The following is a 12,121-nucleotide window of genomic DNA, read 5'->3' as shown; positions in this document are numbered from 1 at the left end:
GAGGGTTAGGGAGAGGGTGGAATTACCCGCGCTTCGCTAAAACGTCTTTCTCATAAGCGCGTACGTTGTTCAGCCACTGGCTGCCCGCCGGGGTATCGTTGCGCTGGCAATACATTTCCCAGACGGCCTGCCACGGCAGGCATTTCTGCTCTTCGAGCAGTGCCAGACGGGCGGTGTAGTCGCCATCCAGCTCAAGCTGGCGCAGTTCTGCGGTTGGCTCCAGAAGGGCGCGCAGCAGGGCTTTTTTCATATTGCGAGTGCCAATGACCCACGCGGCGATACGGTTGATTGAAGCGTCAAAGAAATCGAGGCCGATGTGTACGCGGTCGAACAGGTTGTGGCGGATGATCTCGCTGGCGATCGCCTGCGTTTCGTCATCCAGCAGCACCACGTGGTCGCTGTCCCAGCGCACCGGACGGCTTACGTGCAGCAGCAGGCGAGGCACAAACAGCATGGCGGCAGAAATTTTGTCGGAGATAACTTCGGTTGGGTGGAAGTGACCGGCATCCAGACACAGTGCGGTCTGGCGGCTGGTGGCATAACCCATATAGAACTCGTTAGAACCCACGGTGTAGCTTTCTGCGCCGATACCGAACAGTTTGCTTTCCACCGCATCAATGTGATGCGCCGGGTTCAGCTTCTCGCTGATGATTTCATCCAGCGCGTTCATCAGACGCTGGCGTGGGGCAAAACGGTCAACGGTCAGGTCTTTCATGCCGTCCGGGATCCAGATGTTCATGACTGACGGCGTGCCTAACTGCTCACCAAAATAGGCTGATACGCGACGGCTGGCTTTGCAGTGGTCGATCCAGAACTGGCGAATCTCATCGTTGGCATGCGCGAGGGTAAAGCCGTCTGCGCTGTTCGGATGCGAGAAGCAGGACGGGTTGAAATCGAGGCCCAGCTTGTTGGCTTTCGCCCACTCAACCCAGTTTTTGAAGTGTTCTGGTTTGATTTCATCGCGGCCAACGGGTTTGTCAGACTCAAGATAAATGGCGTGCAGGTTCAGGCGTTTTGGCCCAGGGATCAGACTCAGCGCTTGTTCCAGGTCGGCACGCAGTTCGGTGGCATTACGTGCCTTGCCAGGATAGTTGCCCGTGGCCTGAATGCCGCCGGTCAGCGCGCCGCCTGGATTCTCAAAACCGGCTACGTCATCACCTTGCCAGCAGTGCATCGAGACAGGCAGACGATCGAGCTGACGCAGCGCCTCCTCGACGTCGACACCTACGGCGGCATAACGCTGTTTCGCCAGTTCCCAGGCTTGTTCTAGTTGAGTGGTCATGCGCAAAGCTCCTTTGTCTGTTGTGCCTGAGATTGCGCGACATACCGGGCAATCTCACTGTTCGGATTCGGGGTAAAAGTGGTCAGGGCGTGGTTGTCACGCACTAACTGACGGAAATCGTCGACATCTTTCAGTTCATCAAGCGTCATCAGCTGCACGCCGATATTGCCGAGCGTCGAGGCCTCAATCGGCCCGGCGACGACGGTGATACCGCAGGCATCTGCGCACAGCTGGTTGAGCAGTTTGTTCTGGCAGCCGCCACCCACGATGTGTAACTGCGTGAATGCCTGGCCGTGGAGGTCGGCAAGTTCATGCAGCACACGGGCGTACAGCAGCGCGAGGCTGTCGAAAATACAGCGCGCCAGTTCCGCTGCGTTTTTCGGTTCAGGCTGGCGGCTTTCGCGGCAGGCGGCCTGAATCTCCGCGCTCATGTCATCCGGATTGATGAAGCGGTCATCGTTCGGGTTGATGATAAATTTGCAGGCAGGAATCGCCTCGGTGCGCGCAATCAGCGCTGTGAGATCGGTGATGTTTTGTTCTTTCAACACGCGCTGTAACAGCCACAGCCCCATGATATTTTTCAGCACCCGGTAGCGGCCTTCCGCGCCGCCTTCATTGGTGATGTTGTTGGCCAACGCGATATCGCTGGTACAAGGCGTTTTGCTCTCAAAGCCCATCAGCGACCAGGTGCCGGAAGAGAGATAGGCCGCATGTTTGTCGGCCAGCGGTGAGGCAATGACCGCGCTGGCGGTGTCGTGACTGGCGACGGCAACCACAGGAATGTGATTGCCTTGTGGGCAAATCCAGTGACCAATCACGTTGCCTGGATGCGTTGGCGTACCAAACCAATCGCGTGAAGCACCTGTCCAGTTGAGCAGCTCTTCATCCCAGTTGTCGGTGTTGATGTTGACCATCTGGGTGGTGGTGGCGTTGGTGTATTCCCAGTTCATCTCGCCGGTCAGGCGATAGCTGAAGTAATCGGGGATCATCAGAGCGTGTGCGACCTGCGCGACATCTTCCGGTTGTTGTTCAACCAGTGCGCGGAACTGATAAAGCGTGTTGAACGGTAAAAACTGGATACCGCTGCGGCGATAGATTTCAGCGCGACCAAGCTGTGATTCAGCGTGTTGCATCACGCCCTGCGTGCGGCTATCGCGATAAGAAATGGGCAAGCCGACACGCTTGCCGTCTTTGTTCAGCAGCACGTAATCCACGCCCCAGGTATCGATGCCGATGCTGTCGATCAGAATGCCTTCATCGCAGACTTTTCTGAGGCCACAGCGGATTTCAGCTTCCAGGCTGTCGAGATCCCAGCAGTCGCTTCCATCGATTTTTTGCAATGTATTCACGAAACGATGAATTTCTCTTAGCGTCAGGGTGCGCTTCTGACGGTCGTATAAGGCAAGCATCACACGTCCGCTGGATGCGCCTAAATCGACAGCCACACAATGGCGAAAACTCATGACAGGGGTCCTTCTGATAGTAATTACGGACATTCTGGGACAGCACCGTCATGGCTACCTTCTCACTACTGACAGTCGTAAAAGGCCGCTGGCAAGAAAGCAAAGGTGAACGTGAGAGGCTTCACAATTTCCAGTAATCATGCCGTTTCATGCGGGTGTGACGCTGAACGCATTTCCTGATTTTTCCTGTCGTTTCTTGAAAAACGGACAAGGTTTGCGCGGTTTGGTGTCAAAAATTCAAGGTGAGATTGGCGGGGGCTGATTATTATCCTGATAACTTTTCTCATTTGGTGGGGCTGCTATGACCGTACTGCACAGCGTGGATTTTTTTCCGACAGGGCATGCGCCTGTGGCGATTGAGCCGCGGCTTCCACAATCCGCCTTCCCGGAACATCATCATGATTTTCATGAGATTGTGATCGTGGAACACGGCACGGGCATTCACGTTTTTAATGGCCAGCCGTACACTATTACCGGGGGAACGGTGTGCTTTGTTCGCGACCATGACCGCCATCTGTACGAGCACACCGATAACCTCTGCCTGACCAATGTGCTGTATCGTTCGCCTGATGCTTTTCAATTTCTCTCCGGCCTGCAAAAACTGCTGCCGCAGGAGCATGACGGCGTTTATCCGTCTCACTGGCGGGTGAATCAGGCTGTGCTGCAACAGGTGCGACTGATTGTTCAGCAGATGGAAAATCTGGGTGAAAGCAGCGACATGCACGCTATCGCCAACCGGGAGATTCTGTTCATGCAGCTTCTGGTGCAGCTGCGCAAAGGGAGCCTCGCTGAAGAGGCAACCAATAACGATGCCCGCCTGAATCTGCTGATGGCGTGGCTGGAAGATCATTTTGCCGAAGATGTGTGTTGGGAGGGCGTTGCCGACAGATTCTCGCTTTCACTCCGGACGCTGCATCGCCAGCTTAAGCAGCACACTGGCATGACGCCCCAGCGTTATCTGAATCGTATCCGTTTAACCAAAGCCCGCCATCTGTTGCGCCACAGTGATGAAAGTGTCACCGATATCGCTTTTCGCTGTGGTTTCGGCGACAGTAACCACTTTTCGACGCTTTTTCGCCGTGAGTTTAACTGGTCACCGCGCGATATTCGCCAGGGGCGAGATACCCTGCTTCAGTAACGCGAGACCAGTCACCGTTTTTTAGTGAGAAAACAGCTAATAATGAGCATGTTATTCGCTGTTTGAGGTCTCGCCGTGTCCGCTTCGCTTATTCTCCGAAAAGCCGATTTCTTTGCCTCGCCGCAGCAGGCGGTGGCGGTGGCCGATCGCTATCCGCAAAATGTCTTCGCGGAGCACACGCACGAGTTTTGCGAGCTGGTTCTGGTGTGGCGTGGCAACGGGCTGCATATCCTCAACGATCGCCCTTATCGTATTACTCGCGGCGATCTTTTTTATATTCGCGCGGAAGACAAGCACTCCTATGCGTCCGTTAACGATTTGGTTCTTCAGAATATTATCTACTGCCCGGATCGCTTTAAGCTGAACCTCGACTGGGCTGCCCATATTCCTGGCCTGAACGGCACAACCTGGGCGCCGCACTGGCGTATAGGTAGCAATGGTATGACGCAGGCGCGGCAAGTGATCACCGCGCTTGAGCAGGAGGGCAATAAAACCTGCCCGCATTCCAATGAAATGGCTGAACTGCTGTTCGCTCAACTGGTGGTAATGCTGCGCCGGCACCGTTACGCTACCGATAATCTTGCCGCCACCGAGAGCGAAGCGCTGCTCGATAAATTGCTTACCGCACTGGCGGGCAGCCTCAATAAACCTTTCATGCTGGATAAATTCTGCGAGCAGCAGGCCTGCAGCGAGCGCACCTTGCGCCAGCAGTTCAGGACGCAAACCGGGATGACCATTAACCACTATTTGCGCCAGCTTCGCATTTGTCATGCGCAGTACCTGTTGCAGCATTCAGAATTGATGATCGGGGAAATTGCGATGCACTGCGGCTTTGAGGACAGTAACTACTTTTCGGTGGTGTTTAATCGGGAAGTGGGGATGACGCCAGGCCAGTGGCGTCATCGTAACAAAACAGCAGCGTAATCAGTTCGCCATGCCGAGGCCGACAATGTTGGCGGCGATAATAATTACCACACAGCCGAGGCTCAGCACCCCAACCGGACGACGACCTGCTGACTTCCACTCTTTCAAAATCAGCCCAACCAGACCGCCACACAGCACGTAGAAGCTCATGTGCAGCATCCAGCTCATGTAGTCATACTGCGCCGGAATGCTGGCGTGACCCCAGGCGTAGAAGAAGAATTGCAGATACCACATCAGGCCCGCCAGTGCGGAAAACAGGATGTTGCCGATGATCATGCGTTTTGCCAGTGAGAAGTCGGCTTTTACGGACAGGTTCGACCTGGTGGCCAGGCGAATAAAGCAGAAGCCGAGGTTAATCACCGCGCCGCCGCCCATGATCACCACATAGCTTGGCAGGGCGACGTACAGCGGATCAACGCCGAGCGCCGCAGCGGCTTCATGCATGGGTTTCGCGGCGTTCATCGCAAAAGACATACCCGCCGAGAAAATCCCGCACATCACGGCCAGCAGCAGGCCTTTCTTCAGGTTGAACTCTTCCGCTTTGATGCCCATTTTGCGTTCTTTGAGCTGCCCTGCACGGGTCACAATGCCCACGCCAACGACGGCAACCAGTACGCCGAGCAGCGTCATACGCCCGCCTTCGGTGCCGACCAGAACGTGAAACTCGCCATTCAGGATTGGCGTCATCAGGGTGCCGACAATCAGCGTGATGCCAATGGCAATGCCGATGCCCATCGACATGCCGAGATAGCGCATGGTCAGGCCATAGTTGATGTTGCCGATGCCCCACATTGCGCCGAACAGGAAGACCGGCAGCAGAGTGGAGGCGCTGAAAGATCCGTAATAGGCCCAGAAATCAGGCAGCAGCATGGCGCTGATGGCCCACGGCAGAATCAGCCAGGAGACAATACCGCCAATGGACCACATGGTTTCCCAGGACCAGTTTTTGACTTGCTTGAACGGGGCATAGAAACAGGCGGCGCTGGCGGCACCTATCAAATGCCAAAAGATACCCATCGTAATCGCGTGACTCATTTTTAAACCTCAACGTTTTTACATCGATGAATCATTCATCTGAGGTGATGAGTGTAAAAATCAGCCACTGGATTAACCTTCAGACCGTTGCCGTGTAAAGCCAGGACCTGGCAAAAAGCGCGTGTTCACCTTGAGCGGGCTCACAAAATCAGCCACATAACCAATTGTTATAACCTTATTAAAACTACGGCATTGATAAACATTTTCAATATCATTTAAATAACTATAATGAACCAACTGCTTACGCGGCGTTAACACTCAGCCGCCCGATAATAAATGGAGATGAATATGAGTTATACACTGCCATCCCTGCCGTACGCGTACGATGCTCTGGAGCCGCACTTCGACAAGCAGACGATGGAAATCCATCACAGCAAACACCACCAGGCTTATGTGAACAACGCCAATGCTGCGCTGGAAAGCCTGCCAGAATTCGCTAACCTGCCGGTCGAAGAACTGATCACCAAGCTGGATCAGCTGCCAGCAGACAAAAAAGGCCCACTGCGTAACAACGCGGGCGGTCACGCTAACCACAGCCTGTTCTGGAAAGGCCTGAAAACCGGTACCACCCTGCAGGGCGACCTGAAAGCGGCTATCGAAAGCACCTTCGGCTCCGTTGAGAAATTCAAAGAAGAGTTCGAAAAAGCGGCGGCAACTCGCTTCGGCTCTGGCTGGGCGTGGCTGGTTCTGAAAGACGGCAAACTGGCTGTCGTTTCTACCGCTAACCAGGATTCCCCGCTGATGGGTGAAGCCATTTCTGGCACCTCCGGTTTCCCAATCCTGGGCCTGGACGTGTGGGAACACGCTTACTACCTGAAATTCCAGAACCGTCGCCCGGACTACATCAAAGAGTTCTGGAACGTGGTGAACTGGGACGAAGCAGCTGCACGTTTCGCGGCTAAAAAATAAGGCGAACTGACGCCTTTCGTTGCCTTCGGGCAAACAAAACCCTGCTGAACTTAGCGGGGTTTTTTTATGCCTGCGCGTCAGGATGTGACCAATATCAAAACCGGAAACATTGATCCTTTAAATATGAAATGACGTTTTAATTTGTTTGCGGGATCACTGTTCTCCCCCTCCGTTAGGACTATTGTTGGCGTGCCGTAACGCTTTGATGACGCGGTTTCAGGTGCAAAAAGCTAGTGAAAATTAGCGTTTACAACAAGTCAAAATGGGTGGTGTTGGACATGCAAATTAAACGTGCAATTGAAAAAATTCCTGGCGGCATGATGCTGGTCCCTCTGTTTTTGGGCGCGCTGTGCCACACCTTCTCACCGGATGCGGGCAAGTATTTTGGCTCGTTTACCAATGGGATGATTACCGGCACTGTCCCGATCCTTGCCGTCTGGTTCTTCTGCATGGGCGCTTCCATCAAGCTCAGCGCAACCGGGACGGTGCTGCGCAAATCCGGCACGCTGGTCGTGACCAAAATTGCTGTGGCGTGGGTTGTCGCCGCCATCGCATCACGCATTATTCCTGAATATGGGGTGGAAGCCGGTTTCTTCGCTGGGTTGTCCACGCTGGCGCTGGTGGCCTGTATGGATATGACTAACGGCGGTTTGTACGCCTCCATCATGCAACAGTACGGCACCAAAGAAGAGGCTGGCGCGTTTGTGCTGATGTCGCTGGAGTCAGGCCCGCTGATGACGATGATTATTCTCGGCACGGCGGGAATTGCCTCTTTTGAACCGCATGTCTTTGTCGGCGCGGTGTTGCCGTTCCTGGTGGGCTTCCTGCTGGGCAACCTCGACCCGGAACTTCGGGATTTCTTCGGGAAAGCAGTTCAAACGCTGATCCCGTTCTTCGCGTTTGCTCTGGGCAATACTATCGATTTGAGCGTCATTGCGCAGACTGGCGTGTTGGGGATTCTGCTTGGCCTGGCGGTGATTGTGGTGACCGGCATTCCGCTGATTATTGCCGATAAGCTGATTGGCGGCGGTGATGGCACGGCAGGGATTGCAGCCTCCAGTTCGGCGGGTGCCGCAGTGGCGACACCTGTACTGATAGCCGAAATGGTACCCGCCTTCAAACCAATGGCACCGGCAGCCACTTCACTGGTGGCGACATCCGTCATCGTGACGTCGATTCTGGTGCCGATCATTACCTCAATCTGGTCACGTAAAGTGAAGTCGGCGGCGATTGAGATTGATGTTCGCCACGCTGTTAAATAAGGCGGTTAAGATAAAAAAGGGCCTCGGGTGAGGCCCTTTTGCTTTAGTGAATGCCAAACTGCTTATCGACCTGACTTAGCTGTTCGGCAGTGAGTACGCCGCCAGCGTTACGTGATACCGGCGTGCAATAGCCAAATTTGCGAGAGACGACGGTTTTGATCGTGGTTACGAAATCGTCGCCAATGGCATAAATCGCCATGAACCGCCCGATTTCTTGCTGAGCGTGGATGAGCGTCTGAAGATCGTCCTTTTTCCATGCCTCACGCGCCTGCACGAACAGCTCGGGCATCACATTGTTCAGGCCCGATATCACGCCGGCACCTCCGGCCATCAGGTTGGGAATGAAGTATTCGTCATAGCCCGAAAGCACGGCGAAATCGGGGCGAACGGCCTGAGTGGCGAGGATCATATTGCGAGTGTGTGACTGGCAATCCACGGTGTCCTTAATCCCCGCAAACTGCGGAAATTCAGCGGCCAGCTTCGCGGCAATCTCTGGTGAGATATCGCAACCGGTTCGGGCCGGAAAGTTGTAAGCAAACCATTTGCCTGCCATCTTCGAACCTATTTCCCGGAAGTAGCTGAGCACCTGATTGGGCGTCTGACCGTAGTAATAGGGTGGCAGTACCATGACGGCCTCATAACCGGCGTCGTGGGCTTCCTGGGCCATCAGGTAAACGTCCCTGAGACAGGTAGAAGAGACGTTGGCAACCATCGTCAGGGGCGACATCAAGCGTGCTTTTCTAATCAGCGTCAGGCGTTCCTCAAGCGAAAACGAGGCAAATTCACCAATGCTGCCCATCAGCAGTATCACGTCAATCCGGGCGTCTGTCAGGCGGGCAAGATGTGTTTCGAGTCCGTTGACATCGAGGCTTCCTTCACTGTCCATGGGGGTAATCGAGGGGCACCAAACGCCCGCGAAAGAGGAAGAGCTGGTCACGTCGTTGACTCCTTATAGTGAAATGGTGTTTCAATTTCATCCATGGATACCATGAATCCTTCATGAACAGGTCTACGCATGTCGCATTTTGCGCAGTTAACGTGCAAAAATGGGGGCCAAAGCGATGAGGCAGGAGAAGGGAAGATGCATTATCCAGTGGAAGTGTTTACGGGCCGTGTCAGCGACTACGAAGGCAGCCGCCCAAGTGCGATTGCAAAATTGCAGGTTGAGGGCGAGCTTGAGCTGACAGAGCTGGGCCTGGTTGGCGACGAACAGGCAGAGAAGAAAATTCACGGTGGCCCGGATCGCGCGCTGTGTCATTACCCGCGTGAGCATTACGCCGAGTGGGCGAGAGCGTTTCCTGAGCAGGCTGAGTTGTTCTGTGCTCCGGCGTTTGGCGAGAATCTGTCAACCGAAGGACTGACCGAGAAAAACGTCTGTATCGGCGATATTTTTCGTTGGGGCGAGGCGTTGATTCAGATCACGCAGCCGCGTTCGCCCTGCTTCAAGCTCAACTTCCATTTTGCCATCAGCGATATGTCCGCCCAAATGCAGAACAGCGGCAAAGTCGGCTGGCTGTATCGGGTGATCGGTGCAGGGAAGGTTTCCAGCGAGCAACCGCTGGAACTGGTTTCGCGTCTGAGCGATGTCTCTGTGTATGACGCTGCGGCGATTGCGTGGCATCTGCCTTTTGATGATGAGCAGTATCATCGTTTACTTTCGGCAGCAGGGTTGTCGGTAAGCTGGACGCGCACGATGCAGAAACGGCGGATTAAGGGGCAGATTGAGGATAATTCACGGCGGTTGTGGGGGAAGTAATCCTCTGCGGTCTGATGCCCTCTCCCCGACCCTCTCCCACGGGGAGAGGGAGAAACCAGTGCCAATTGAGTTCCCTCTCCCTTTGGGAGAGGGGGGCTTCGATCAATCCCGCTTATACAACGGCAACCACATGGTCAAACGCAATCCACCCAGCGGGCTGTCGTCTGCTTTCACCCAACCGCGATGTTGCTGAATGGCGGTTTCGACAATTGCCAGACCAAGGCCTGTGCCGCCGGACTCGCGATCGCGCGCTTCATCTGTGCGGTAGAACGGACGGAAAATTTGCTCTCTGTCCTCCGGGCTTACGCCTGGGCCGTCATCATCCACGTTGATGGTAATGCCGTCTTTATCCACCGAGAAACTCACGGAAATCTTCGTGTGCGAGTAGCGCAGGGCGTTGCGGACGATATTCTCGAACGCACTCTCAAGCGCATTCGGGTTACCGTACAGCGGCCATGGGCCTGGCGGATACTCGACGGTGAATGATTTCCCCACTTGCTCCGCTTCAAACGCCGCGTTATCGAGCACTTCGCCCCACAGCTGATTTGCCTTCAGCGTTTCACTGACCAGCGCGTTTTTCGCCTGATTACGCGACATGACCAGCAGGTCGTTGATCATGCTGTCCAGACGGTGCGCTTCCGTTTCAATTCGCTCCAGTTCCTTGCTTTCCCCGGCGCGACGGCGCAGCAGAGCTGTGCCAAGCTGCAAGCGCGTCAGTGGCGTGCGCAGTTCGTGGGAGATATCGGACAGCAGGCGCTGGTTGGCGGTCATCATCCTTTCCAGCGCGGTCACCATCTGGTTAAAACTGGAGCCTGCCGCCAGAAACTCTTGTGGCCCGGATTCCAGTTCAGGATGCTGACGCAGGTTACCCTGAGCCACTTCATCGGCGGCATTTTTCAACTTACGCGCGGGTTTTGCCAGACTCCATGCCAGCCACAGCAACAGCGGCGAGCTCACCAGCATGGTGACAATCAGCAGCAGCAGCGGACGGTCAAACAGCAGGTTGATGAAATCGGATTGTGACGTATTGGCCGGGCGCAGCAGATAGAGCTGGTAGTTGTCCTCTCCGTCTCTGACGGAGAAAGGACCGACCATTTCCAGCCGGCCATAGCGTTTTTTCTGCGGATGATCGGAGTTATCGGACTGGCCGATAAAGTTACGAATGATCTGCATTTCGTTGCGTTCAGCGCCGATCACGCGGCCTTCGCTGGTGACTAACAGCAGACGCTGCCCCGGAGGCGCCCATTTGTCGATAGCCCGAAACAGGCGGCGCCACCACATCAAATCATTGGGCGGATCGTTCGCCAGTTCGGCTGCGACATGCTGTTCAATCATCAGGCCCTGGCGTTGTTCGCTGTCCAGCAGTTCGGTCATCTGGCGCGAATCGAGCTTGGGCAACATCAGTACCAGCATCAGCACCAGTGCCAGGGTTAACCAGAAAATGGCAAAGATGCGAGCGGTCAAACTTCCTATCATGAAGCGGACACCATCAAATAGCCGCGTCCACGTAGGGTTTTAAACCAGGGATGGCCGTCTTTACGCTCCGGCAATTTACGACGCAGATTGGAAATATGCATGTCGATAGCGCGGTCGAACGGCGTTAAGCGTTTCCCCAGAACTTCCTGGCTCAGATGTTCACGCGACACCACCTGGCCGAGATGCTGCGCCAGCAGGTAAAGCAGGGTGAACTCGGTACCGGTCAGTTCGAGCGTCGAACCATCGAAGCTCGCTTCCTGACGACCTGGGTTCAGGCTCAGGGAATCCACTTCCAATGTTGGTGAGCTGTTGTCGGTGCTCTGCTGCTGCTCACTCCAATGGGAGCGGCGCAAAATTGCACGGATACGAGCGACCAGCTCGCGGTCGTTAAACGGTTTTGGCAGATAGTCGTCTGCGCCAAGCTCAAGGCCGAGTACGCGATCCAATTCGCTGCCGCGTGCGGTCAACATGATGACCGGTGTCTGGTGTGTCTGACGAAGCTCTTTAAGGGTATCGATACCGTTTTTCTTCGGCATCATTACGTCGAGCAAAAGCAGGTCGATGCTGTCATCCAAAAGCGCCAGCGCCTGTTCCCCATCATGGGCAACCAGAACGTTGAAGCCTTCCATGTCGAGCAGCTCCTTTAACAGGGAGGTGAGCTCCCGGTCATCATCAACTAACAGGATTTTATTCATTGATTAAATACCTCCGAGGCAGAAATTACGTCATCAAGGCTTGCTAATCCATGACTTTACGTTGTTTTACACCCCCTGACGCATGTTTGCAGCCTGAATCGTAGACTGTCTCTCGTTGAATCGCGAAACAAAAGTTTTTGGGAGCAAGTGATGCGCAATGTTATCGCTGCCGTCATGGCCT

The 12,121-nt window shown here is 54.8% G+C and carries 11 protein-coding genes; 5 read left to right on the top strand and 6 right to left on the bottom strand.

Going from position 1 to position 12,121, the window contains the following annotated elements; translation table 11 throughout:
• Positions 1-22 precede the first annotated feature (22 nt).
• Together rhaA and rhaB are read right to left on the bottom strand one after the other, a co-directional pair.
• The gene (gene rhaA / locus ACRCWW_RS08910; RefSeq protein ID WP_438682093.1) at positions 23-1,282 is read right to left on the bottom strand and encodes an L-rhamnose isomerase; all 1,260 of its coding nucleotides are present in this window, start codon (positions 1,280-1,282) and stop codon (positions 23-25) included.
• Positions 1,279-2,745: a rhamnulokinase gene (gene rhaB / locus ACRCWW_RS08905; protein ID WP_438682092.1), complete on the bottom strand. Its 1,467-nt coding sequence runs from the start codon at positions 2,743-2,745 to the stop codon at positions 1,279-1,281. The genes rhaA and rhaB overlap by 4 nt, the downstream gene beginning before the upstream one ends.
• 301 nt (positions 2,746-3,046) lie before the next feature.
• On the opposite strand from rhaB, the gene rhaS reads away from it, so the two are divergent.
• The gene (rhaS, locus tag ACRCWW_RS08900; RefSeq protein ID WP_438682091.1) at positions 3,047-3,883 is read left to right on the top strand and encodes an HTH-type transcriptional activator RhaS; all 837 of its coding nucleotides are present in this window, start codon (positions 3,047-3,049) and stop codon (positions 3,881-3,883) included.
• A 75-nt stretch (positions 3,884-3,958) separates the two neighbouring features.
• Positions 3,959-4,807 (top strand): HTH-type transcriptional activator RhaR, encoded by an 849-nt coding sequence (gene rhaR, locus ACRCWW_RS08895; RefSeq protein WP_438682090.1) that lies wholly within the window; start codon positions 3,959-3,961, stop codon positions 4,805-4,807.
• On the opposite strand, the gene rhaT is transcribed toward rhaR, so the two are convergent.
• Positions 4,808-5,842, bottom strand: coding sequence for an L-rhamnose/proton symporter RhaT (gene rhaT, locus ACRCWW_RS08890; protein ID WP_438682089.1), 1,035 nt, complete (start codon positions 5,840-5,842; stop codon positions 4,808-4,810).
• 288 nt (positions 5,843-6,130) lie between these two features.
• On the opposite strand from rhaT, the gene sodA reads away from it, so the two are divergent.
• Positions 6,131-6,751: a superoxide dismutase [Mn] gene (gene sodA / locus ACRCWW_RS08885; RefSeq protein WP_438682088.1), complete on the top strand. Its 621-nt coding sequence runs from the start codon at positions 6,131-6,133 to the stop codon at positions 6,749-6,751.
• A 278-nt stretch (positions 6,752-7,029) separates the two neighbouring features.
• Positions 7,030-8,013, top strand: coding sequence for a 2-keto-3-deoxygluconate transporter (gene kdgT, locus ACRCWW_RS08880; RefSeq protein ID WP_438682087.1), 984 nt, complete (start codon positions 7,030-7,032; stop codon positions 8,011-8,013).
• A gap of 43 nt (positions 8,014-8,056) precedes the next feature.
• On the opposite strand, the gene ACRCWW_RS08875 is transcribed toward kdgT, so the two are convergent.
• Positions 8,057-8,950 (bottom strand): dihydrodipicolinate synthase family protein, encoded by an 894-nt coding sequence (locus ACRCWW_RS08875; protein ID WP_438682086.1) that lies wholly within the window; start codon positions 8,948-8,950, stop codon positions 8,057-8,059.
• Positions 8,951-9,094: 144 nt separating this feature from the next.
• Between ACRCWW_RS08875 and yiiM the strand changes: the two genes are divergently transcribed.
• Positions 9,095-9,769, top strand: coding sequence for a 6-hydroxyaminopurine reductase (gene yiiM / locus ACRCWW_RS08870; protein ID WP_438682085.1), 675 nt, complete (start codon positions 9,095-9,097; stop codon positions 9,767-9,769).
• Positions 9,770-9,871: 102 nt separating this feature from the next.
• Here yiiM and cpxA read toward each other — a convergent pair whose 3' ends face one another.
• Both cpxA and cpxR read right to left on the bottom strand, forming a co-directional pair.
• Positions 9,872-11,245: an envelope stress sensor histidine kinase CpxA gene (gene cpxA, locus ACRCWW_RS08865; protein WP_438682084.1), complete on the bottom strand. Its 1,374-nt coding sequence runs from the start codon at positions 11,243-11,245 to the stop codon at positions 9,872-9,874.
• A complete protein-coding gene (gene cpxR / locus ACRCWW_RS08860; RefSeq protein WP_404658226.1) occupies positions 11,242-11,940 on the bottom strand; it encodes an envelope stress response regulator transcription factor CpxR in 699 nt (232 codons plus the stop codon). The genes cpxA and cpxR overlap by 4 nt, the downstream gene beginning before the upstream one ends.
• Positions 11,941-12,121: the final 181 nt, after the last annotated feature.

The sequence above is a fragment of the Scandinavium sp. genome (assembly GCF_051650185.1).
GTDB lineage: Bacteria > Pseudomonadota > Gammaproteobacteria > Enterobacterales > Enterobacteriaceae > Scandinavium.
The sequence above is the reverse complement of the archived record's forward strand: the minus strand, read 5'-3'. Positions and strand labels throughout refer to the sequence as shown.